Consider the following 24,038-nt stretch of genomic DNA (forward strand, 5'->3'; position numbering starts at 1 on the left):
AGTATGAAATTATTTCAACCTTCTGAGATAGTAACATCATTGCCAACACAATTTTTCGCTTCACTTGTTGCAAAAGTTAACAAATTCGTTGCAGCTGGTCACGATGTTATTAATCTAGGTCAAGGTAATCCAGATCAACCAACACCGCAGCATATCGTAAAAGCTTTACAAGATGCTGCAGAAAAGACCATTCATCATAAATATCCGCCATTTCGCGGACATGAAAGTTTAAAAGAAGCCGTGGCAACATTCTATCAACGTGAATATGATGTAGTAGTAAATCCGAAAACTGAAGTTGCTATATTGTTTGGTGGAAAGGCTGGATTAGTAGAATTACCAGTTTGTTTTACAAACCCTGGTGATTCGATTCTCGTTCCAGATCCAGGCTATCCAGATTATTTATCAGGAGTTGCTTTAGCAAAAGCACAATTTGAAACAATGCCGCTTATTGCAGAAAATAACTTTTTACCAGATTACACAAAAATTAATAACTCTATTGCCGAGCGTGCAAAATTAATGTTTTTAAACTATCCAAATAATCCTACAGGTGCTACTGCATCAAAAGATTTTTTTGATGCAACTATTCATTTTGCTAATAAACATAATATATTAGTGGTTCATGATTTTGCTTACGGTGCGATTGGATTCGATGGTCAAAAACCTGTTAGTTTCTTGCAAGCAGACGGTGCTAAAAATACAGGTATTGAAATTTACACTCTATCGAAAACTTTCAATATGGCTGGCTGGCGTATTGCTTTTGCAGTAGGGAATGAAAGTGTCATTGAAACCATTAACTTATTACAAGATCATATGTATGTTAGTATTTTTGGTGCAGTTCAAGATGCTGCCCGCGAAGCACTATTAAGTTCACAGTCTTGCGTAATAGACCTTGTAAATAGTTACGAATCTCGACGAAACGCTCTTATTTCGGCTTGTCAATCAATTGGTTGGAATGTAGACATTCCAACAGGGTCATTCTTTGCATGGCTTCCTGTTCCAAAAGGATATACCTCTGAGCAATTTGCTGATATTTTACTAGAAAAAGCACATGTTGCAGTTGCTCCTGGTGTTGGATTTGGTGAACATGGCGAAGGGTATATCCGTGTTGGTCTCTTGCATACAGAAGATAGATTACGGGAAGCCATTAATCGAATTGATAAATTAAATTTTTTCAAAAAGTAATTGACAACATGAAAAATATCTGACAAAATTCAGTTATCTTAAAAATTTAAACATTTCTAAATACTTCTTATCAAGAGCAGGTGGAGGGACGAGCCCGACGAAACCCGGCAACCGATCTACAATTGTAGACACGGTGCTAATTCTCGCAGCATTACGCTGACAGATAAGGAGCTGGTTGTAAAAAAACCTCTCCTTAGCTGAGAGGTTTTTTTATTTAACTAGGAGGTTATAACAATGAGCGGAATTATAGCGACGTATTTAATCCATGATGATTCACATAACTTAGAAAAAAAGGCTGAGCAAATTGCACTTGGTTTAACAATTGGCTCTTGGACTCATTTGCCACAATTATTGCAAGAACAATTAAAGCAACATAAAGGCAACGTCATTCATATTGTGGAATTAGCTGAACATGAACATACAAATTCGTATTTACGTAAAAAAGTAAAACGCGGAATTATTAAAATCGAATATCCGTTATTAAACTTCAGTCCAGATTTACCAGCAATTTTAACGACTACATTTGGAAAGCTATCCCTTGATGGCGAAGTAAAATTAATTGACTTAACTTTTTCAGACGAGTTAAAAAAACATTTTCCTGGGCCAAAATTCGGGATAGATGGTATTCGAAATCTTTTACAAGTGCATGATCGTCCCCTTTTAATGAGTATTTTTAAAGGAATGATTGGACGAAATATTGGGTATTTAAAAACGCAATTACGCGATCAAGCAATTGGTGGTGTAGATATAGTAAAAGATGATGAAATATTATTTGAAAATGCATTAACACCACTTACGAAACGCATTGTATCTGGAAAAGAAGTTTTACAATCCGTATATGAAACATACGGACATAAAACGTTATATGCCGTAAATTTAACAGGACGAACTTTTGATTTAAAAGAAAATGCGAAACGTGCAGTGCAAGCTGGAGCTGATATTCTATTATTTAACGTATTTGCTTACGGACTAGATGTACTACAATCACTTGCAGAAGATGATGAAATCCCAGTTCCTATTATGGCACACCCTGCTGTAAGTGGTGCTTATTCAGCATCTAAGTTATATGGAATTTCATCTCCATTATTACTCGGAAAGCTACTACGCTATGCTGGGGCTGACTTTTCATTATTCCCATCTCCATACGGAAGTGTTGCGCTAGAAAAAGAGGAAGCTCTTGCTATCTCAAAATATTTAACTGAAGACGATGCATTTTTCAAGAAGAGCTTTTCTGTTCCATCTGCTGGTATTCACCCTGGTTTCGTTCCCTTTATTGTACGAGATTTCGGTAAAGATGTTGTTATTAATGCTGGCGGCGGGATACATGGACATCCAAATGGAGCGCAAGGCGGTGGTAAAGCATTCCGTACTGCAATTGAGGCTACTTTGCAAAATAAACCACTCCATGAAGTAGATGACATAAATTTGCATAGTGCACTACAAATATGGGGAAATCCCTCTCATGAGGTGAAATTATGAGTATTCAAGTATTTTGTGATTTCGATGGCACGATTACAAATAATGATAACATTATGTCCATTATGGAAAAATTCGCACCACCAGAAGCTGAAGAAGTAAAGAATAGAATTTTATCACAAGAGCTATCTATTCAAGAAGGTGTTTCTCAATTATTTCGATTAATACCTACTCATCTGCACGATGAAATTATTCAATTTTTAATAGAAACTGCTGAACTTCGTAATGGTTTTCATGAATTTATACAATTTGTAAATGAAAATAACATTTCTTTTTACGTTATATCAGGTGGAATGGATTTCTTCGTCTATCCACTCTTACAAGGACTCATTCCAAAAGAGCAAATTTACTGTAATGAAACAGATTTTTCAAATGAATACATTACGGTGAATTGGCCTCATCCTTGTGATCATCATTGTCAAAATCATTGCGGATTATGTAAATCATCTCTCATCCGTAAATTGAGTGATACGAATGACTTCCATATTGTGATTGGAGATTCAATTACTGATTTACAAGCTGCGAAACAAGCAGATAAAGTATTTGCTCGTGACTTCCTTATTACAAAGTGTGCAGAGAATTATATTGCTTATACACCGTTTGAAACATTCCATGATATTCAAAATGAATTAAAACATTTGTTGGAGGTGAAATCATGAAACAACTTTTTCGTCAATGGTATGACTTAAGCGAGATAAAAAAAGAATTAACAACTCGAAATTGGTTCCCAGCAACAAGTGGTAATATTTCTATAAAAGTTAGTCATGAGCCACTTACTTTTCTCATTACAGCAAGCGGTAAAGATAAAACAAAAACCACTCCAGATGATTTTCTATTAGTAGATCATGTAGGAGTTCCTGTTTTAGAGACTGAATTACGCCCTTCAGCAGAAACAATATTGCATACACATATTTATAACAATACGAATGCCGGGTGCGTACTTCATGTTCATACAACTGATAATAATGTCATCACAAATTTATATAGTGATGCAGTTACCCTTCAAAATCAAGAAATTATTAAAGCTCTCGATATTTGGGAAGAAGGTGCAACAATTCACATTCCTATTATCGAAAACCATGCCCATATCCCAACGCTTGGAGAAAACTTCCGAAAGCATATAAAAGGTGATTCAGGAGCAGTATTAATCCGTAACCACGGTATTACCGTATGGGGCCGAGATAGCTTTGATGCAAAGAAAAGATTAGAAGCTTATGAGTTTTTATTCCAATTTCATATAAAACTATTATCAATTCAAGGAGGCGTTTCTAATGGCGCAAATTCGTATTCATGAAGTAAATACTCGCATTGAAAATGAAGTGGAAGTATCTAAATTTCTACAAGAGGAAGGCGTTTTATATGAGAAATGGAACATTTCTAAACTTCCTACTCATTTAAATGAAAATTATTCGTTAACAGATGAAAACAAAGCTGAAATATTAGCTGTTTTTTCAAAAGAAATCGCTGATGTTTCAGCAAGTCGAGGTTATAAAGCACATGATGTAATTTCACTTTCAAATAGCACACCTAACCTTGACGAATTATTAATTAATTTCCAAAAAGAACATCATCATACAGATGACGAAGTTCGCTTTATCGTCAGTGGTCATGGCATTTTCGCTATTGAAGGCAAAGATGGGAAATTCTTTGATGTTGAACTTGAGCCAGGCGATCTCATATCTGTTCCTGAAAATGCAAGACATTATTTTACCTTGCAAGATGATCGTCAAGTTGTAGCTATTCGTATTTTTGTGACAACTGAAGGCTGGGTTCCAATCTATTAAGGTAGTTAGTTGAATAAAAGGACTTGGACCCCCTTTTCCAAACTTTTATTCACTCTACATATATACATCCTCCTATGGAACAGGCTTATTTCATTTTTGAAATAAGCCTGATTTTTTATTTACTCAAAAGTACCACTTCATCACAAATTTAACACCTTGATTTTTCAAGTATATTTTTTGAACATTTTTTGAATATTTATTGAATTTTTTCTGAAAATTCTGTTTTGTATATGATATACTACAATTAATTAAGAAGGAAAATAATATCGCAAACAGAGGGGGATAATCATGAGCTTACTTATCGCACTTATACTTGGGGTTACATGTGGAGCATTTCCAGTTATTTTAGGAGCTATTATGGAAGAGTTAGAAATTGGTGTTTTAGGATTTGTCGCATCTTGTGTAAGCGCTTTATTGTTTGGTTTATTCGGCGCTATTCCTGTTTCAATTCTGTGTGCTTTTTATATAATACGCCATGCTCGTACAAAACAATTGGGTCCTAATCACATCGCACAAATTATCCCATTCCCGGTTGAACGATGCCGCCGCGCTTCTAACTTATAATTATAAAAATTAAAGATGACTAAATAAATAAAAGTCCTCAAATGAGGACTTTTATTTATTTTCTTCTAGAAATTGAAACAATTCTTGTAGATGTAGGGCATCTTCACCATAGCTAACAGATACATGAAATATACCGTCAATCTCAGCTTGCATATAAAGATCCACTCCATCACGATCATATTTCAATGCCAAATAAAACTCCATTTCTTCTAACATCTTTTTAGAGGTTCGAATTACATAATGCCCCTTCTCATCTCTTCCATATTCAAAGTCTGGTTCAAAATCATATTTTTGTTTAAAAGCTTCTTTTTGTTTTTCATTAATTTGCATACAAGTAGCTCGCTGTACAGTATCAATCATCTCATCAAACTTTTGAAGGTCCACCTCGTTTACCCCCTTATATATTTTTTATATAATACTTGTGTTCCACTATTTTCTTCGCCATCCTTAATTAACTCTTCATACAATTCTTTCGCCAAACTTAAGCCTGGGACTGGTAATTGTAATTTTTCTGCTTCCTCTAAAGCAATCTTCATATCTTTCATAAAATGCTTTACATAAAATCCTGGCTCAAAGTCTCCTTTTAACATTCGAGGAGCTAAATTACTTAATGACCAACTACCTGCTGCCCCTGTTGAAATACTCTCTAACACTTTATCTGGATTCAATCCAGCCTTCTTCGCGTAAGCAACAGCCTCACATACTCCAATCATATTGGAAGCAATCGCAATTTGATTGCACATTTTTGTATGTTGTCCACTCCCAGCTGGTCCTTGTAATTGAATGTTTGTTCCTAACTTTTCAAGTAAAGGTAAGCATCTATCATATATTTCTTTCTCTCCACCTACCATAATTGCGAGTTTTGCTTCTTTCGCACCAACATCTCCTCCTGAGACAGGTGCATCTAACGTATATATATTTTTGCTTTTTGCAACTTCATTAATACGTTTTGCTAAAGTAGGTGTAGATGTCGTAAAGTCAATTGCTATCGTACCTTCTTTTGCATGTTCTATAATTCCTTCTATACCAAAATACACTTCTTCTACATCATGTGGATATCCAACCATTGTCATTACAATATCAACTTGCTTCACTAACTCTTTTGGCGTATCACACCATTGTGCACCATCTTGCACTAAAGAATCTGTTTTTGCTTTCGTTCTATTATATACATATACTTTATGACCATCTTGCATTAAGTGATAAACCATACTTTTTCCCATTACGCCAATACCAATGAAACCTATTGATAAAGTTTTATGTTCCATTTTCTCATCCCCTTTGTTCTAATAAATCATTTACCATCTTTCGGAACTCTTTATTAAAGTCATCATCCATACTATTTTTTACATTTGAAAATAACATAACAAAAATTCCTTTTTCTTTATTAAAATTATTGAAAGTGTTCCAACCAGATAATACACCATGATTATGAAAATAATCTGCATATATATAAAAACTAAATGCATATTTCCGTTCTGCTGAAGGTGAAAACATTGCTTGTATACTTTGTTCAGAAAGAAGTTTTCCATTTATAATTGCTTCGTCTAACTTCTTCATATCTCCAACTGTCGTATACATCTCACCACAACCATATAGCCAATCCATGCCTAACTTCTGCGCTGGTACAAGCTCTTGATTTTTTTTCACATAACCCTTTGTAAAATTTTTATCGCCAGGTACCATATTTCCCATACCGGATTCATGCATATCTGCTTTTACAAATATGTTTTCTTTTATGTAATCTCCTAAAGGTTTTTTCGAGATATGTTCTATTATATAAGCAAGAACCATATAATTATAATCTGTATATCTCCAACCTGTTCCTGCAGGAAATTCTAAATTTTGACGTCCGATCCAATTAATTAACTGTAAACGGGAAGCAGCATTAACATTGCCTTTTGCGTGTTCAGGTAAACCAGAGGTATGGGTTAACAAATGATATAGTGTAATATTTTTATTCTCCGGAAATGAAGGAATATATTTATTTACATTATCTTGAATATTCAATTTACCTTGTTCTTGCAACTGTAAAATAGATGTGGCAACAACTGTTTTCGTAATAGAACCGATACGATATTTTGTTTGAGGCGTATTTTCTATTTTATTTTGAACATCAGCATACCCATATCCTTTATTCAATATAACATGCTCTTTATCTGTTACCAAAACTGTTCCATTAAATTGCTTTCCGACTAAATATTGATCTAATTTTTGAGATATGCTAGCATAATCAATTTGTTGCTCTTCTTTTCCTTCTATATTCCCTTGCACTTCTGGTTCAATAGTAGGATTCACCTTAGTTGTTAATACTGTGTTTTCCTTTATATTGGGGCTAACAAGAAAATAGTATACTCCGCCGCCAACTATAGCAGACAGTGAAGCCATTATCATTACTTTTTTTATCATGTCGATCCTCCATAATTCCTTCGCTAAAAATTGTCCCCCTATTCTATTATCAAACAATAAAAAAAAATCGCAACAATTTGTTGCGAAAAATTACATTTTTTCTTTTCTGTACACACATACTTGATTCTTTCCATTTTTTTTCGCTTCATATAAAGCAATGTCCGCTCGTTGCATTAATTCTTCTCTTGTAGTTCCTTGTTCATATAACGCAACTCCAAAGCTAGCTGTTAGCTTCGAAATTCCAGTGAATTGCTTTGTTTCAATGAAGAATCGTAATGACTCCGCAACTTGAAATGCTTCCTTTTCTACTGTATTTGTCACTAATATAATGAATTCTTCTCCTCCCCACCTTGCAAATACGTGTTGCTGCTCCACTTTAGATTTCATAAGCTCTGCAAGTTGTATTAATGCCAAATCACCAAAATCATGACCATATGTGTCATTAACTGTTTTAAAATTATCTATATCAAATAAAATGATTGCTATTTTCTCATCACTACGTATTACCTTTTCCCACTCTACCTCTAGTATTTGTTGAAACTTTAAACGATTATAAATCTCTGTCAATGAATCTACCATAGCAAGTCTTTCTTGTTCTTGATAGATTTCATCTAATTCTGTAATTTCCGTACATTTTACAATAAATCTTGATAAATCTTCTGGCAATGGTGTCGCACGTAATAGAAAAGTAGATAATTCCCCTTCATAATTTGACATCTTAATTCTTCTACCACTTGATAAAGTATCGTCTAGCCATGTTATATCATGCGTCGTCGAGTAGTATCCATTTTCTCTAATAAAATGTTCAGCAAATACTAAATGTTGCTCACGATAGGCAAACAAATTTTCATATCCGAAAAAAGTTAAAAAATTTGTATTACAATCAACAATTTCATCATCTTCTACTATAAATAATAAATCATTTTGAAAATCAAACATCGTTTGAAGCAGTTCCTGTTGCAAACTAACTTGCCTTACTAAAGAAAGTTGATACAAACTCTTATTCACTTCTTCTAATACTGCTTGTGGAGTTACAGGGGCTATTACAATATTACGTATTCCTAATGCAAGTACATCTGTAAATTCTTTTGTTATTTGTTGATCCCAAATGACAATGAATGTACTTTGCGGGGTATACATATTCTTTATATATTTGATTTGAGAATAATCTGTTACATACATAATTATAATGTGCGGTTTCGTTCTTTGAAATAATAGTTCGCCCTCTTCAAAATTATTTGCTATAAACATACATTTTGGATGGATATTTTCTATCGTTTGTTGATGCTTACATCCATTTTCTATATAAAGGACATTTAACTGCAAATCTTGTAACACATTTTGGAAAACCGTATTCTCTAATAAAAAATGTAGTATGTTCATCACTAGTCTTCACTCACTTCATATATCTTGTTCTACTGAATTCCTCACAAACATTTTTAAAAGACTGTTCTCTAATAAACTTTAATTTGCGAGAGATACATATTAACAAGCTAATTGAGAATGTTATCTTCCCTTTTCACTCTATAAATTCCTTTTTTAGTGTATGATTATAGGAATTATATCGTTTGTATGAATGCCCTAGCTTATTTCTTAAAACTTGACAATTAAAATAAAGATATTATATTCTTAAATTCGACAACTTACAAAATGTAAGTAATATACATTGCGTTTTCTTGATAATTTTACATACAATTTGGAGGATATATAATGACAAACGACAACTTTTTTAACGTTTTATATGAACGCACATCTACACGTGCATTCAACCCAAATAAAGAAATCTCATCTACAGAATTGCATGAGATTTTAAAAGCCGCAGCACAAGCACCTTCCGCTTGGAACTTACAACACTGGAAATTCCTTGTTTTTCAAGGTGAAGATGTACAAAAACGATTACACCCAATAGCTTATAACCAACAACAAATTCTTGATGCTTCTGCAGTAGTCGCTATTTTAGGTGATTTAGAAGCTTATAAAAATGTTGAGCCAGTATATGGTCCAATTGTAGAACAAGGATTTATGAAAGAAGAAGCAAAAGAACGCTTAGCTAAAAATATTGAATCTGCATATGCTCGTGAACAATTCCCGAGAGATGCTGCCTTTTCAAATGCATCTTTAGCAGCAATGCAACTTATGCTTGCAGCTAAAGCAACTGGTTGGGATACTTGTGCTATTGGTGGCTTCAATCCACAAGCACTGACAGACGAATTTAACGTTTCATCTCGTTACGTTCCAATTATGCTTATTACAATTGGTGAATCAACTTTAAAAGGTCACCCTGCACCACGTATGAGCGTAGAGCAAGTGAGTGAGTGGGCAAAATAATAAAAAACGAAGGTAACTACATTACCTTCGTTTTTTATTTCCTGTCATACTTTTGTAATATTACTACAAATCATTCGACATTTATACTTATAGAAAAGTATATTCTATTCCTTTATCATAAATAAACGTGACGTTTTGTGTCGAATTTTGTTAAGGTATTGAAATATACCCGTGTGTTTTTATTACAATTGTGATACAATGATAACAAATAGATAACAAGAGAGGGATTTTCATTGAGTTCATACGGAAGCTTGATCGCACTTTTATGTTACATAGTAACTGTACTGCTTCTATATTTTATTGGTGATGCCGCAAACATCTCCATTTTACAATTCCCAAAAGAAGAAGCATTTCAATTAGAATCAGAAAAACATACTGCACGATCCATCGTACCACTACTCCTAGCTCTTCCTGTATATATCGTCGTTTTATATAAAAGTAAAAAAGTGTAAAGGCTACCCATTTCGTTTATTTTGGTGGTTTTTACATTTTTTTGTTATATTACCCCTATTTTAAACATCATTCCATACTAAACACCCAGCTAGTCATTTAAAATGAGAAAATCCCCTAGAAAAAATTCCACTCTCTGTCCAGTCACTAACTACCGAACTTACATAGATTATAAGTGTGAAGGGGGTGATGAGGATTATGTTTGGATCATTTGGATGCTGTGATAACTTTAGAGACTGTCATCATCGTGAAAGAGAGTGCGACCATCGTGACCATCGCGAGAAAGAGAGAGAGGTAAAACCACAACAACCAGCTGTATGTAACGTACTTGCTAGCATTTCAGTTGGAACAGAGCTTTCTCTTTTAAGCATTAAAGGTATCGGATCTTTCAACGATGTAATTTTTGAAGGTTTCGCTAACGGTGTTGCTCTTTTCTCCGCTTTAGCTCGTAACAATAATGATAAAGATAATAAAGACGACAACAAAGATGATAAGAACCGTCAACGTAATACTTTTAATGGTATTTTACGTGTATGCCCAACTGATATCGTTGCTATCGCTATCTAGTTCTGTGTCTTATCCTCTATAGTAAGAAAACAAGATTTACTTTTCTCATAGAAAAAACCTGAGACCGATTTCAAATCGACTCAGGTTTTTTTATTAATTATATGCTTTTAACTAGTTCAACAACTTCTTCAGCAGTTGACATCAATAATGCTTTTTCTGCTAATGTTTCCATTTCTGCTTTTGACAACTTGCTTAGTTGTGTTCTTGCAGGAAGAATAGATGTTGCACTCATACTGAACTCATCTAAACCTAATCCTAATAATAATGGGATAGCAAGTGAATCTCCCGCCATCTCACCACACATGCCAGCCCATTTGCCTTCTTTATGAGCAGCATCGATAACCATTTTTACAAGACGTAAAATAGATGGGTTATATGGTTGGTATAAGTATGATACTTGTTCGTTCATACGGTCTGCAGCCATTGTGTATTGGATTAAATCATTCGTTCCGATAGAGAAGAAATCAACTTCTTTCGCGAATTGATCTGCTAATACTGCTGAAGCTGGGATTTCAACCATCATACCAACTTCAATAGAATCAGAAACAGTTGTACCCGCTTCTACAAGTTTCGCTTTCTCTTCTAATAAAATCGCTTTCGCTTGACGGAACTCATCAAGAGTTGCAATCATTGGGAACATAATTTTTAAGTTGCCGTATACGCTAGCACGAAGTAATGCACGAAGTTGTGTACGGAACACATCTTGCTCATCAAGACATAAGCGAATTGCACGGTATCCTAAGAATGGGTTCATTTCTTTTGGTAAATGTAAGTATGGAAGCTCTTTATCTCCACCGATGTCAAGTGTACGAACAACGACTGGTTGACCTTCTTTTACACCTTCAAGAACTGCTTTATACGCTTCGAACTGCTCTTCTTCTGTTGGAAGATTGTCACGGCCCATGTATAAGAATTCTGTACGGTATAAACCAACGCCTTCTCCACCATTATCGATAATACCTTGTACATCATTTGGTGTTCCGATATTTGCAACAAGCTCAACGTGATGTCCATCACTTGTTACAGTAGCTTGGTCTTTTAATTTTGCCCATTCAGTTTTTTGCTCTTCAAATTTCGCTTTCTTTTCTTCAAACGAACGAAGAGTTTCTTCTGATGGGTTTACAATTACTTCTCCATCTAAACCGTCAATGATAACGATATCGCCGTTTTGGATTTTCTCCATAACAACTTTTGTACCAACAACAGCTGGAATTTCCATAGAACGAGCCATAATTGCAGAGTGAGATGTACGTCCACCGATATCAGTAGTGAAACCTTTTGCATACTTACGGTTTAACTGAGCTGTATCAGATGGTGTTAAATCTTCAGCAATGATGATTACCTCTTCAGAAATTGTACCAGGATTTGAGAAGTTAATTCCTAGTAAATGTGCAAGAACGCGTTTTGTTACGTCACGAATGTCTGCAGCACGTTCTTTCATATATTCGTTATCCATGTTTTCAAACATAGAAATAAACATTGATGCAACTTCATCCATTGCAAATTCAGCATTTACTTTTTCGCTATTCACTTTATCTTTTACTGGGTTTACTAGTTCTGGATCATTTAACACTAATAAATGTGCTTCAAAGATCGCAGCTTTGTCAGCACCTAGCTCAGCAAATGCGTGGTCTTTAATAGCTTCTAATTCAGTTTTTGCTTTCTCAAGCGCAGCGTCTAAGCGTGCAATTTCTGCAGCTTCGTTTGTAATTGATTTCTTTTCGATGTTAAATTCAGGATTTTCAAGTCTGAAAGCCTTTGCAATAGCAATCCCACTTGATGCAGCGATCCCTTGAATGTTAAGAGTCATTATTCTCCTAATCCTTCGTTTTTCATAGTTTCTTCGATAGCTGCTAGTGCTTGAGCTGCATCATCACCATTTGCAGTGATTTTAATTTCTGCGTTTTGTTGAATACCTAAAGACATTACGCCCATGATTGATTTTAAGTTAACGTTCTTTCCGTTATACTCTAAGTTAATGTCAGAACCGAATTTGCTTGCAGTGTTTACAAGTAGAGTTGCTGGACGAGCATGAATTCCTGAGTCGCTAGTTACTTTAAAGATTTTTTCCATGATAATTTATCTCCTTTAAATTACAGTATTTTTTTAGTTGTATAGACGTGAGTACTACATCATCTATTGTATATAATAGGCGATGTTCGGTCAACCACATCGCCTATTATAATTATAAACATTTTGCGTCAAATTCCTACTGAATGTCAATAATAGCGGTTTCGCCCTTCTTAACATTTCCATCTTTTTTCAATTCGACTTGTTGCCCTTGTTGTAAGTTTGTAAAGACAATTGGTGTAATGATAGATGGTGCATTTTCTTTTACAAATGCAAGATCTACTTTTAATAATGGTTGGCCTTGTTTCACCTTGTCGCCTTGTGCTACAAGCGCTTCAAAACCTTCACCATTTAATTTTACAGTATCAATACCGAAGTGGATCAAAATTTCTTTTCCGCCTTCAGATTGAATACCAATCGCATGTTTTGTAGGGAATACATTAACGATCTCACCGTTAACTGGAGAAACTACTGTTCCTTCAGTTGGCTCAATTGCAAATCCATCTCCCATCATTTTTCCTGAGAATACTTGGTCAGGTACTTCTGTAATTGGTAATATTTTCCCTTCAATTGGTGATACAATTGTTTCATTTTCATCAACTTTTTGAGGAGTTTCTTCCACTTTTACAGGTTCTTCTTTTTCAACATGAGGTGTACGACCTGACATAATATCATGAATTTGTGATTTTAACGTGTCAGATTTCGGTCCGAAAATAGCTTGAATGTTATTTCCAACTTCAAGTACACCAGCTGCTCCAAGTTCTTTTAAGCGGTCTTTGTTTACATTCTTTTGTTCGTTAACTTGAACACGTAAACGAGTAATACAAGCATCTAAAGAAGCAATGTTTTCTTTACCACCAAGTGCTACTAATACTTCACGAGGAAGTTCGCCTGCTTCTGCTTTTCCTGCACCGTCATTCGCATTTGCCTCTTCACGACCAGGTGTTTTTAGATTCCATTTACGGATTGCAAAGCGGAATCCGAAGTAGTAAATAACTGCTAGTACAAGACCAACAATAATTACCCACCACCATGCTGTACGGCCTGGTAATACACCGAATAATAGGAAGTCAATTAAACCACCAGAGAATGTCATACCAATTTTAACACCTAAAATTTGCATTGTCATAAATGATAGACCAGCAAATACAGCATGAATTCCGAATAATACTGGCGCTACGAATAAGAATGAAAATTCAAGTGGCTCTGTAATACCTGTTAAGAAAGATGTTAATGCTGCAGAACCTAAAATACCTGCTGCTAATTTTTTATTTTCTGGACGTGCTTCATGATACATTGCTAAAGCTGCTGCTGGAAGACCGAACATCATGAACGGATACTTACCAGTTGTAAATGTACCTGCCGTTAATTCTACACCGTCTTTTAACTGTGCCATAAAGATTTTTTGGTCACCACGGATTAATTCGCCAGCTGCATTTGTATACTGACCGAATTCGAACCAGAACGGTGAATAAAAAATGTGGTGTAGTCCAAATGGAATTAATGAACGTTCAATTAAACCGAATATAAATGCTGCGATTGTTCTATTCGCATCAATCATTTGATGTGAGAACGTGTTTAAGCCACCTTGAATGTATGGCCAAACGAAGCACATGATAATACCTACTATTAAAGAGAATGTTGCAGTTGCGATCGGTACGAAACGCTTACCTGCAAAGAAACCTAAGTATGATGGTAATTCAATGTTGAAGTATTTATTATAGCAATATGCCGCTACTATACCGACGATAATACCACCAAATACCCCTGTTTGTAGCGTCGGAATACCTAATACGTTTGCATACGCTGGATCTGCAAATCCAATTTTTACTGGGTCTGCTCCAGAACTTGTTACTTTCACTAGCTTATCTACTTCTAAGAACACACTCATCGTTTTGTTCATAATTAAGTAGCCGACGAATGCTGCTAAACCAGCTACTCCGTCTCCACCAGCTAAACCAATTGCTACCCCAACTGCGAATAATAATGCAAGGTTAGCGAAAATAATATCACCAGATTGTTCCATAATTTTTGCAACCATTACGAACCAATCTGCTTTTAAAGCAGGAATAACATTTGTTAACTGTGGATTTTGAAATGCATTACCAAATCCAAGTAAAATACCTGCCGCCGGTAAAATCGCTACTGGAAGCATTAACGCTTTTCCGACTTTTTGAAGAACACCAAAGATCTTCTTAAACATGGAAACCCTTCCTCTCTTATCTATATTGATACCTTCCGACAAACGCCAAAAAGACATGAGGAAAAAAAGATAGAACGATAGCTATACAAAGGGTAGTATATCCCTTTCTCTAGCTTACATTCCTTACTTTTCTCCACTCATGCCTGATCGAATCAGTAACACGTGTCAAAAATAGGTTTACGTATAAGTTCACTATAATTAAGGCAAACGTTTTCGTTACTCTCCTTAATCTGTTTGTCGAAATTTGTATAACTTTGCAATAGTTATTATACATAACTATTGTAAGCGATTCAATCATTTTTTTTAACGTTTTCATTTTAGACAAAAATATATGACTTTTTACACATGCTCTGCCTTTACTAAGCGTTGCAAGTGCATCGTTAAATAAATACTTTCAGCTTCATATACAGGTAGTTGCAACTCTTTTTGCATGACCTTAACTAGCTTCCAAGCCACGTTATAGCAAACTGGATACTCCGCCTTTAATAAATCAGCAAAACTTTGCGATTCCTCTACTTTTTCTCCTTTTTTCACCCTCTCAATAGCATATTGAAGATGACGAATAAGGCGTAAATAATGAATGCTCTCTTGATCTAATGTAATTTGTAAGTTTGTCTCAATTAAAGATACAAGTTGTGCAATGAGACGGGAGTTTTGATTAACTGAAGATAAATCAGAATTTGTAAGCGAACTGTAAATGTGAAGTGCAATAAAACCAATTTCTCCTTCTGGCAATGTAATTTGCAAACGAGAATTTAAAAGTTCTACAACACCTTCAGCAATTTCATATTCCTCTGGATAGAGCATTTTTGTTTCAACTAAAAAAGGATTATCAATTGTAAGTCCTTGTTTTAACCTTTTAATTGCAAATGAAATATGATCTGTTAACGCAATATGAATATGTTCATTTAGTGGAGATTTTGCTTTTTCTTGAATGTACAGCATAATATCGTTCATCAATTCAATTAATTTTTCACTAACATGCGGCACTAATAATTTATATTGTTCACGATCACGTTCATTTTTTAAGACAAACATTTTTTCGATTTGTTCTTGCTCCAATACATCTTTCGCTTTTTTCCCAAATCCAATTCCTTTACCAATCACTACTACTTCCTCGTGTTCAGGATGGCTAGCAATGATGACATTATTATTTAAAACTTTTTTAATTTCTAGATAATTATTCATATAACACCACCCTCGTACTTAAATAGCCTACTTTTATGTTACAGAATATTCTTCTTTGTCGTCAATGTAAAACATCTGCCATTTAATAAAAATTCATTTTTTAGACATGTTTATATATGATGCGTATAATGTAAGAGCAACTGTACATAGAAAGGAGATAACAACATGATTAAAATGTTTGTAAGTGATATCGATGGTACAATGATGCAACACGGAGGTCTTATTGATGAGCAAGATGTTGCGGCACTACGCAGCCTCGCCGAGCAAAATGTTATTCTTTGCTTCGCTTCCGGAAGACTTGATAATGAAATTGCAGACTTAATGAAAGCTGTAAATACAAATTTTCATCGTATTAGTGTAAATGGTGTTTTTGTATATACACATGAAAATAAACAACTATTATCTGCAACTTTTGATTCCAGCATACTTCCCGATTTGTTAGCTATGACGAATGAAAATCCTTATTTCCGTTATGTAAGTGATGAGCATAATTATTACATTGAAGAGAAAACACCTTTTATTCAAGAACTTGAACAACAAGTAACAATGACTTCTGTTGAAGAACCAAACTTACTACAGAAGATTGATGATACAATTTTCCCAAATAAAATTTCTGTCGGTGGAACAAAGGAGAGCTTACAACTCCTTCAGAAAAAAATTGATGAAAAATTCCACGGGAAAGTTAGTACTTTCATCTCAGCAGAACAATGTTTAGATGTAATGCCACCGAATGTTAGTAAAGGCTCTGCCATTTCTGTTTTATTAAATGAGTTTCAAATAAAACCTGAGGAAATTGCTTGTATAGGGGATTCTTACAATGATATTCCTATGTTTTCTTTAACTCCTCACAGTTTTGCTATGTCGCAAGCCGATGATGCAGTGAAAAAACACGCTCACTATGTAGTAAATCACGTCAAAGATGCTGTTAACCACGTAATTGCTCATAATAAAAATACGACTCATTCCTTATAAGGATGAGTCGTATTTTTATTTCTTTACATGTTATCCATTTTCATTTCCACTGTACTTCACAAACTGAAATATACTATTTGTTACGTGCAATATTCGTAATAAATTTATAACGATCTCCACGATAAATACATTTCACGTACTCTAGCGGTATCTCACCTTCTGAATATGACCATTGACGCATTACAAGTACAGGCGCCTTTTTAGGAATATGCAGATGTTCAGCTTCATTTTCCGTTGCAACAGAAGCTTCAATTGACTGAGTAGCGCTAACAAGTTTAAAGCCCAGTTTTTTCTCTAAATGTTCATATAAAGATTGTTGCAATATCTCTTCGTTAATATCTTTTACAAGAGCTGGCGACAAATATGTCGTCTCAAAAGCAATCGGTTCATCATCAGCTAAGCGAATACGCCTCACTTCATAAACCGATTCCCCCTCCTGTATTCTCAACCGGTCTGCTATTTTAGCAGTAGCTGGAACTAGGCGGAAACTAAGTAATTGACTACTTGGGTTCATCCCACGAGAAATCATGTCTTCTGTGAATCCCGTCATTCCTTGCAATTTTTGTTCCACTTTCGGAAGTTGGACAAATGTTCCAATTCCACGCTTCCGATATAAATAGCCTTGTTCCACTAAATTATTAATCGCCTGTCTGATTGTCATACGACTCACTTCGAACTTATCACAAAGTTCATTCTCAGATGGGATTTTATCTCCCGGCTTCCATTCGCCGTCCTCAATTAGCTGTTTCACCCACTCTTGAATCTGATAATAGATCGGAAATGGTGAATACTTGTCGATGTTCATCAGCAATCGCCTCACTGCATAAAGATAGAGCTTCTTGATCTGCGATTACGGTTACATTCGGATGACGTTGTAAAACTGTAGCCGGACACTCTTCACTATATTCACCTTGCAATAATTCTTTAACAGCTTCTGCCTTTTTAGCACCCATAGCTACAAGTAGAACTTGTTTCGCTTTCATAATGCTTCCAATTCCCATTGTAATCGCATGAGTTGGCACATCTTCTTCTTTTTCGAAGAAGCGAAGGTTTGCTTGGCGTGTAGATTCTGTTAATTCAACAATGTTCGTTGGAGAATTAAACGGTGTTCCTGGCTCGTTAAATCCGATGTGACCGTTTTCACCGATTCCAAGAATCTGTAGGTCAACTGGGTTAGCAGCTAGAATGCCCTCGTAACGTTTGCATTCTTCCTCTAAATCACTTGCCATCCCGTTTGGTACATAAGTTTGTTTAAATGGAAGATGATCAAACAACTGTTCTTGCATGAAATAGTGATAGCTGTTTTTATCTTCATGTGGTAAATTTACGTACTCATCTAAGTTTACAGTGGTTACACGGCTTGTATCAAGTTTATTTTTTCGCATTTCTGCATAAATACCTAATGGAGAGCTTCCTGTAGCCATTCCTAATGTTGGATTTTCTTTTGTTTTTACAACTTCTTCAATTAATTTATAACCTACTTCTGCTAGTTCTTCTGGAGTTTTTACAACAAGAATATTCATTTAATTACTTCCCTTCCTTCATATGAATTCCTAAACGAACCGTATCATATACATGTAAATCTTCATTCATCACAACAAAGTCTGCATCTTTTCCTACCGCTAATGCACCTTTATTATTTAATCCAAACTCTTCTGCTTGGTTAACTGATGTCATCAGTACTGCATCTTCGATTGAACAACCTGTAAATTCAATTACATTTCGGAAAGCTTGATCCATTTTTAGAATACTACCAGCTAACGTTCCATCTTCTAATCGAGCACTACCATCTTTTACATGTACTGGCTGTCCGCCAAGCTCATATAATCCATCTTCAAGACCTTTTGCGCGCATTGCGTCAGTAATAACACTTACTTTTTTCGGTCCTTTTAACTTATATGCTAATTTCACCATATCAGGGTGAATATGAATACCATCTGTAATTACTTCAACCATTACATCTGGATTTAATAACACATGACCAACAACTCCTGGCTCACGGTGATGTAATCCACGCATTTGATTGTATAAATGTGTCGCATGTGTAATCTTTCTATTTTTTAGTTGCGCATCAATTGCATCTGTATGCCCCATTGTGCCAACTACACCAGTTTCAGTAAGATATTGTTCAAACTCTAATGCTCCCTCTTCTTCTGGTGCATATGTTACTAATTTAATTAAATTCCCACTTGCTTCTTGCCATTGTTTAAATTGCTCAATATTTGCAGGAACGATATGTTCAAGTGGTTGTGCACCTGCACGTTTCTTTGAAACATAAGGTCCTTCTAAGTGAATATATTCGAAATGTGCTCCTTTTTCTTTTGCTTCTTTCGCAGCAGTTAGCGCTGCTTCAATTGCCTCTGGAGCTTGTGTCATTGTTGTTGGGAAGTAAGTTGTAACCCCTTCTTTTAACATTTCTTTACCTAGAGTTACTAACCCATCGCTATTTGCATCCATCGCATCAATATCGTATCCACCATGAATATGAACATCGATCATACCTGGAATTACAATCTTCCCTGTAGCATCAAAAACAGTTTCATTTTCTTGTGGTACATATTGAGCCATCAAACCAATTTCTTTAATGGTTTCTGCGTAACGAATAAATCCGTTTTCCACTATTTCTTGACCTGTGTAAATTTTGGCATTGATGACAATTTGCGTTTTCATTTTCATCGATCCTTTCCCATGAAATACCTACTTGTTATTATTACCTTATTCGCCTAGTTCCATCTTAATATATGCACGAGTAGTTGTCTATACATTCTAATGAAATTTCCTTTTTATTCAACAAAAAAGGAAATTTCTTACGTCCATTATAATTATAATATATAGTATTCATTTTTCCAAAAAGGGACAGTATCCACCCCTAATATAGAAGTCACTTCAACAATGGCATTAACCCACTAGACTCTAACATAACATGTTCACCATCTGTTTCTATTTCTACTGTACGTTTATTCGTTCTATATACCATTATACCGTGCCTTTTTAAGCGTTTTACTACACTTTGGTGAGGATGTCCATACGGATTACTACTCCCATAAGACAGAATAGCAAACTGCGGTTCCACTTTTTTTATAAACGTTTCACTTGTTGAAGTATACGAGCCGTGATGCCCCACTTTTAAAACATCTGCATGTACATCAAATTGTTTTAATATTTCATGTTCTGTCCGTACATCCGCGTCACCCATTAATAAAAAATCCGCTTTTCCATATCGTACCTTCAAAACAATTGAGGATTCATTATTTTCATCTTTTGATTTCCCATTGTTTAATACTTGTATAGAAACATGTGGATCCAGCGGTATATATTGCCCTTCCTTTACTGAAACGAAAGGTATCCCTCTTTTTTTAATATTATTCCGATATGTATGATAAGTAAGAGAACTATATGTTTTTCCGCTATCTAATATAAGCGATACCGGCATTTGCTCTACAATTGGAATTAGCCCCCCTATATGATCCATATCGGGATGCGTACTGACAATTACATCTAAATGATTAATCCCTTTCTCAATTAATTTCTGAATAATAACCTCTCCTGCTTCATAAGGTCCTCCATCAATTAACATTGTTTGTCCGTTTGGCATTATGATAAGTGTTGCATCACCTTGCCCCACTTTTAAAAAGCTCACTTTCATTTTACTAAGATGTTGCCGATGCATATGTAAAGGAGACGTAGTATGAATGGACATCATATACCTTTTAGCTGATGCGCTATTTAAAGAAAAACATAATAAAACAGAAACTAATAATAGAATAATCCGCATACCTCTCATAACTCGTCTCCTTTTTTCATTTAGTATGGCACTGTAAATAATTGATATACAAAAAAAGCTTAGCAAAATGCTAAGCTTTTATTTCGATATCTCTTGTAAGGAACCGAAGAATAAATCTGCTTCATTCATTTGTTCATTCTCTTCAGAAAGCGGGGGTAAATCATCTAATGTTTTCAATCCAAATGTGTCCAAAAATTCTTTTGTTGTTCCGTATAAAATAGGACGCCCTGGTCCTTCCGCCCTTCCCATTTCTTTTATAAGTAAATGGGAAACCAACGTTTGTAACGCCTTATCGGTTTTAACTCCTCTAATCTCTTCCATTTCAGTCCTTGTGATTGGTTGACGATATGCAACAATCGCTAACGTTTCAAGGGCAGCTTGTGAGAGCGAAGCAGCTGTTGGTGTATCTATTAGTTTTTGATAATATGAAGCATGTTCTTTCTTTGTAGCAAAACGATATACTTTTGCATACTGTACAATTTGCAAACCACGGTTTGCACCTTCACATTCTTGTTGCATTTCTTCTAAAATATTCATTACTTCATTCATTTCAATTTCAAGAACTTTCGCTATTTGTTCTGGATAAATCCCTTCATCACCAGAAACAAATAAAAGGCCTTCAATAATTGACTTTTGTTCTTTCCTATCCATTTCACGAGCTCCTTCCTTCTATTTTCCCATAAAAATACACATCAAAAAACCGAATCACAATCAATGCGTTCGGTTCAATATTTTTTCTCTTGTTCCAAACGATACATTAAAACATAGCATGAGATAAAGTGTTTTTATCCCAATTTTACATACTTGCCCTATGCAGATTTATTAGAGCTTGATACGAAAATTTCATCAAAATTATGTTCTTGCTCAATTATGATTTGTTGATTTTTCATAAGTTCCAGAACTGCTAAAAATGTTACGACCATTATTTCACGTTCATCATCAACAAATAAATCATAAAAACTTTGGCGACCACCCTTTATTTTTAACTGCTTTAAAATATCAGTCATTCGCTGTTCAATTGGTATTTCTTGACGAGTAATACGTGTTGTTACAGGTTTTTTTGCCTTTTTACGGCGCATTAATTTTTGAAATGCCGCTAGCATATCATATAACGTAACATCAAGAGGCAAGCTTGTCTCCTCTTCTTGTTGCAACGATGTAAAGTCAATTGGTGGACGTGTATATAGCTGTGCTCTTTCTTGTTCTCTTTCTTTTAACTCAGTAGCAACTTGCTTATATTTCTTATATTCAATTAACCTCTCCATCAATTCTTGACGAGGATCATCTATAAAATCATCACCGTTATCAAGTACATCTTCTTCATGTTTCGGCAACAACATTTTACTTTTAATTTGTAATAACGTTGCGGCCATTACTAAATACTCACTTGCAACATCTAATTGAAGTTCTTTCATCGTATGCACATAAGATAAATATTGCTCTGTAATATCTGCTACAGGAATATTATATATATCAATTTCATAACGATGTATTAAATGTAACAATAGATCTAAAGGCCCTTCAAAAGCCTCTACTTTAAAATTATATTGCACAAAGCATCCCACCACATTTTTTCTATAACAACATAAGTATAGAGCATACTCATGTTCTATCCAACCTTTTTAAGAAATTTAATTAAAAATAGACCGATGCCTATGTCATCATGCCCACCACTTCATATGATAACAGTGTAGTAAGAACAATGTAGGAGGTCAAAAAACTATGGGTCACGTTGATTGTGGTTTTAGCGGTGGGTTCGCATTACTTGTTGTACTGTTTATTTTACTAATTATTGTAGGAGCAGCTTGCTTCTGCTAATATGAACAATAACGGCTAGGGGGAAATCTCCTAGTCGTTTATTGTTCATATTTCTATGATACACTTATATGTATAACCGTTAGATAGGGGCGAGAAAACATGTATCCTACCGAATACATACAATTTTTAATTCATTTCCAAGGAGATTACGACTATTTTGAATGCCACGAAATACTAGAAGAGTACTGGAAGACAAAACCACGAGGAAATCGTGATCATTACTTAGTTGGTCTCATTCAAATTGCAGTTTCTTTATACCACCAAAGACGTGATAACTGGAATGGTTCTACAAAAATGATGAAAAGCGCAATCACAATTTTAGAAAAAAGCGGTGTGTCTTTACAACGTTTAGGAATTAATCAAGTACAACTTCTTTCCTTGCTCAATGAAAGATTGCAATCTATCCATAAAAAAGAACGTTTTGTACCTTTATTTTTACCCTTATCAGATCCATCGTTAGAGAAGCAGTGCACAGAGTTATGTCAAAAACAAAACCTCCCTTGGAAAGATTTGAATGCTATCCCAAGTGAATATATTATAAACAAGCATACTATGCGTGATCGCACAGAAGTCATTACTGAACGAAATGAACAATTACAAAAAAGAAAGCAGAGATAATAAACTACTTATCCCTGCTTTCACGAATGTATATTTTGTTCTAGCCCTTTACATTTTTCGCAAAAACTTGCTGTTTGCTCATTTCCGCAAATTGTAAACTCAAGAAATTTACTCTTTAACTCTTGAACCATCTTTGTCCCAATCCCTACATGACGGTGAGATGGGTTGACACTCAAATGCTGAATTTCTAATACTTGATTCTCTTTTTTTACAATCCCCATTATTCCAACAAAATCTTCATTCTCTTTCCACAAATACAATTGCCAATCATCTTTTGCTTCATATTCTTTCATTGTCAATTGTAATGTTTTCACATCTTTTTCAGTTGGCATAAACGAAAGAAGCCCCATTGCAATTTTTTCATAACTTTTTTTAAAACGAATTAACATAACCCTTATCCCTTCTTACAAAAGTTACAAACTAGTAATCCCCTCAATCACTCTTTTCATATCATATTCATTTTACAATATTTTCAACAGAGTGAGAAGAGCCTAAAACAACTTGATAATCATACAAAGCGAAAAGAAGAAAGTCAAATCTATGTTTCAGCACTATTCCTTTAATAAATAGAGTTAAAAAAAGAAAATTTTATATGGAATGGAAAGAAACATATCATTCAATATCA

General features: G+C 34.8%; 27 protein-coding genes and 1 riboswitch. Of the genes, 12 read left to right on the forward strand and 15 right to left on the reverse strand.

From position 1 onward, the window contains the following. The first annotated feature begins 3 nt into the window (after nt 1-3). The 6 genes from BCG9842_RS20100 to BCG9842_RS20125 all read left to right on the forward strand — a co-directional run bounded on the left by BCG9842_RS20100 (nt 4) and on the right by BCG9842_RS20125 (nt 5,006). Nucleotides 4-1,182: a pyridoxal phosphate-dependent aminotransferase gene (locus BCG9842_RS20100; protein WP_000765506.1), complete on the forward strand. Its 1,179-nt coding sequence runs from the start codon at nt 4-6 to the stop codon at nt 1,180-1,182. A 64-nt stretch (nt 1,183-1,246) separates the two neighbouring features. Then, nucleotides 1,247-1,352: riboswitch (SAM riboswitch) on the forward strand. 64 nt (nt 1,353-1,416) lie between these two features. After that, nucleotides 1,417-2,661, forward strand: a complete 1,245-nt coding sequence (gene mtnW, locus BCG9842_RS20105; protein ID WP_000014207.1) for a 2,3-diketo-5-methylthiopentyl-1-phosphate enolase — start codon at nt 1,417-1,419, stop codon at nt 2,659-2,661. After that, complete coding sequence (gene mtnX / locus BCG9842_RS20110) at nt 2,658-3,317, forward strand: 2-hydroxy-3-keto-5-methylthiopentenyl-1-phosphate phosphatase (protein WP_000027488.1); 660 nt, start codon at nt 2,658-2,660, stop codon at nt 3,315-3,317. The genes mtnW and mtnX overlap by 4 nt, the downstream gene beginning before the upstream one ends. Next, on the forward strand, nt 3,314-3,952 hold the full coding sequence (locus tag BCG9842_RS20115; RefSeq protein WP_000811340.1) for a methylthioribulose 1-phosphate dehydratase: 639 nt from the start codon (nt 3,314-3,316) through the stop codon (nt 3,950-3,952). The genes mtnX and BCG9842_RS20115 overlap by 4 nt, the downstream gene beginning before the upstream one ends. Then, nucleotides 3,930-4,442 carry a 1,2-dihydroxy-3-keto-5-methylthiopentene dioxygenase gene (locus BCG9842_RS20120; protein ID WP_000057322.1) on the forward strand — a complete coding sequence of 171 codons (513 nt, stop codon included), beginning with the start codon at nt 3,930-3,932 and terminating at the stop codon, nt 4,440-4,442. Before BCG9842_RS20115 ends, BCG9842_RS20120 begins: the two co-directional genes overlap by 23 nt. A 288-nt stretch (nt 4,443-4,730) precedes the next feature. Further along, nucleotides 4,731-5,006, forward strand: coding sequence for a hypothetical protein (locus BCG9842_RS20125; protein ID WP_000054662.1), 276 nt, complete (start codon nt 4,731-4,733; stop codon nt 5,004-5,006). Nucleotides 5,007-5,057: 51 nt separating this feature from the next. Here BCG9842_RS20125 and BCG9842_RS20130 read toward each other — a convergent pair whose 3' ends face one another. The 4 genes from BCG9842_RS20130 to BCG9842_RS20145 form a co-directional block, all read right to left on the reverse strand. Next, complete coding sequence (locus BCG9842_RS20130; protein ID WP_000365617.1) at nt 5,058-5,390, reverse strand: DUF3909 family protein; 333 nt, start codon at nt 5,388-5,390, stop codon at nt 5,058-5,060. 5 nt (nt 5,391-5,395) lie between these two features. After that, the gene (locus tag BCG9842_RS20135; RefSeq protein ID WP_000400437.1) at nt 5,396-6,274 is read right to left on the reverse strand and encodes an NAD(P)-dependent oxidoreductase; all 879 of its coding nucleotides are present in this window, start codon (nt 6,272-6,274) and stop codon (nt 5,396-5,398) included. A gap of 4 nt (nt 6,275-6,278) precedes the next feature. Next, a complete protein-coding gene (locus BCG9842_RS20140) occupies nt 6,279-7,415 on the reverse strand; it encodes a serine hydrolase domain-containing protein (protein WP_000592893.1) in 1,137 nt (378 codons plus the stop codon). 90 nt (nt 7,416-7,505) lie between these two features. Beyond that, nucleotides 7,506-8,798, reverse strand: a complete 1,293-nt coding sequence (locus BCG9842_RS20145) for a GGDEF domain-containing protein (RefSeq protein WP_001023181.1) — start codon at nt 8,796-8,798, stop codon at nt 7,506-7,508. Nucleotides 8,799-9,125: 327 nt separating this feature from the next. Here BCG9842_RS20145 and BCG9842_RS20150 point away from each other — a divergent pair, with 327 nt between their 5' ends. The 3 genes from BCG9842_RS20150 to BCG9842_RS20160 all read left to right on the forward strand — a co-directional run bounded on the left by BCG9842_RS20150 (nt 9,126) and on the right by BCG9842_RS20160 (nt 10,760). After that, nucleotides 9,126-9,743, forward strand: coding sequence for a nitroreductase family protein (locus BCG9842_RS20150; protein WP_000180387.1), 618 nt, complete (start codon nt 9,126-9,128; stop codon nt 9,741-9,743). A 233-nt stretch (nt 9,744-9,976) separates the two neighbouring features. Beyond that, a complete protein-coding gene (locus BCG9842_RS20155) occupies nt 9,977-10,195 on the forward strand; it encodes a hypothetical protein (RefSeq protein ID WP_000100494.1) in 219 nt (72 codons plus the stop codon). A 196-nt stretch (nt 10,196-10,391) separates the two neighbouring features. Continuing rightward, nucleotides 10,392-10,760 (forward strand): DUF3915 domain-containing protein, encoded by a 369-nt coding sequence (locus tag BCG9842_RS20160; RefSeq protein ID WP_000468031.1) that lies wholly within the window; start codon nt 10,392-10,394, stop codon nt 10,758-10,760. Nucleotides 10,761-10,857: 97 nt separating this feature from the next. Here BCG9842_RS20160 and ptsP read toward each other — a convergent pair whose 3' ends face one another. The 4 genes from ptsP to glcT all read right to left on the reverse strand — a co-directional run bounded on the left by ptsP (nt 10,858) and on the right by glcT (nt 16,221). Next, entirely contained in the window at nt 10,858-12,570 is a 1,713-nt protein-coding gene (ptsP, locus tag BCG9842_RS20165) for a phosphoenolpyruvate--protein phosphotransferase (protein WP_000174215.1), read from the reverse strand. Further along, complete coding sequence (gene ptsH, locus BCG9842_RS20170; protein WP_000411080.1) at nt 12,570-12,833, reverse strand: phosphocarrier protein HPr; 264 nt, start codon at nt 12,831-12,833, stop codon at nt 12,570-12,572. The genes ptsP and ptsH overlap by 1 nt, the downstream gene beginning before the upstream one ends. Nucleotides 12,834-12,969: 136 nt before the next feature. Next, on the reverse strand, nt 12,970-15,033 hold the full coding sequence (gene ptsG, locus BCG9842_RS20175) for a PTS glucose transporter subunit IIABC (protein WP_000473176.1): 2,064 nt from the start codon (nt 15,031-15,033) through the stop codon (nt 12,970-12,972). Nucleotides 15,034-15,372: 339 nt separating this feature from the next. Beyond that, complete coding sequence (gene glcT / locus BCG9842_RS20180; protein ID WP_001067323.1) at nt 15,373-16,221, reverse strand: glucose PTS transporter transcription antiterminator GlcT; 849 nt, start codon at nt 16,219-16,221, stop codon at nt 15,373-15,375. A 165-nt stretch (nt 16,222-16,386) separates the two neighbouring features. Here glcT and BCG9842_RS20185 point away from each other — a divergent pair, with 165 nt between their 5' ends. Beyond that, entirely contained in the window at nt 16,387-17,193 is an 807-nt protein-coding gene (locus BCG9842_RS20185; protein WP_000594250.1) for a Cof-type HAD-IIB family hydrolase, read from the forward strand. Nucleotides 17,194-17,266: 73 nt separating this feature from the next. Here the strand turns inward: BCG9842_RS20185 and BCG9842_RS20190 are convergent, their stop codons facing one another. The 6 genes from BCG9842_RS20190 to scpA form a co-directional block, all read right to left on the reverse strand. Further along, the gene (locus tag BCG9842_RS20190) at nt 17,267-17,998 is read right to left on the reverse strand and encodes a GntR family transcriptional regulator (protein WP_014894892.1); all 732 of its coding nucleotides are present in this window, start codon (nt 17,996-17,998) and stop codon (nt 17,267-17,269) included. Further along, nucleotides 17,928-18,716, reverse strand: a complete 789-nt coding sequence (gene nagB, locus BCG9842_RS20195) for a glucosamine-6-phosphate deaminase (protein WP_001024215.1) — start codon at nt 18,714-18,716, stop codon at nt 17,928-17,930. The genes BCG9842_RS20190 and nagB overlap by 71 nt, the downstream gene beginning before the upstream one ends. Nucleotides 18,717-18,720: 4 nt before the next feature. After that, entirely contained in the window at nt 18,721-19,863 is a 1,143-nt protein-coding gene (nagA, locus tag BCG9842_RS20200) for an N-acetylglucosamine-6-phosphate deacetylase (RefSeq protein ID WP_002082222.1), read from the reverse strand. A 211-nt stretch (nt 19,864-20,074) separates the two neighbouring features. Then, a complete protein-coding gene (locus tag BCG9842_RS20205) occupies nt 20,075-20,977 on the reverse strand; it encodes a ComEC/Rec2 family competence protein (protein ID WP_001214828.1) in 903 nt (300 codons plus the stop codon). A gap of 78 nt (nt 20,978-21,055) precedes the next feature. Beyond that, nucleotides 21,056-21,628 (reverse strand): segregation/condensation protein ScpB, encoded by a 573-nt coding sequence (gene scpB / locus BCG9842_RS20210; RefSeq protein WP_000375173.1) that lies wholly within the window; start codon nt 21,626-21,628, stop codon nt 21,056-21,058. Nucleotides 21,629-21,786: 158 nt separating this feature from the next. Continuing rightward, entirely contained in the window at nt 21,787-22,530 is a 744-nt protein-coding gene (gene scpA, locus BCG9842_RS20215; RefSeq protein WP_001199753.1) for a segregation/condensation protein A, read from the reverse strand. A gap of 169 nt (nt 22,531-22,699) precedes the next feature. Here scpA and BCG9842_RS30285 point away from each other — a divergent pair, with 169 nt between their 5' ends. Further along, a complete protein-coding gene (locus BCG9842_RS30285; RefSeq protein ID WP_000510194.1) occupies nt 22,700-22,795 on the forward strand; it encodes a YjcZ family sporulation protein in 96 nt (31 codons plus the stop codon). A 99-nt stretch (nt 22,796-22,894) separates the two neighbouring features. Then, the gene (locus tag BCG9842_RS20220; protein ID WP_000283612.1) at nt 22,895-23,413 is read left to right on the forward strand and encodes a DUF309 domain-containing protein; all 519 of its coding nucleotides are present in this window, start codon (nt 22,895-22,897) and stop codon (nt 23,411-23,413) included. A gap of 20 nt (nt 23,414-23,433) precedes the next feature. On the opposite strand, the gene ribT is transcribed toward BCG9842_RS20220, so the two are convergent. After that, nucleotides 23,434-23,802 (reverse strand): GNAT family N-acetyltransferase RibT, encoded by a 369-nt coding sequence (gene ribT / locus BCG9842_RS20225; RefSeq protein WP_000908401.1) that lies wholly within the window; start codon nt 23,800-23,802, stop codon nt 23,434-23,436. Nucleotides 23,803-24,038: the final 236 nt, after the last annotated feature.

The organism is Bacillus cereus G9842 (assembly GCF_000021305.1).
GTDB classification, from domain to species: Bacteria; Bacillota; Bacilli; order Bacillales; family Bacillaceae_G; genus Bacillus_A; species Bacillus_A thuringiensis_S.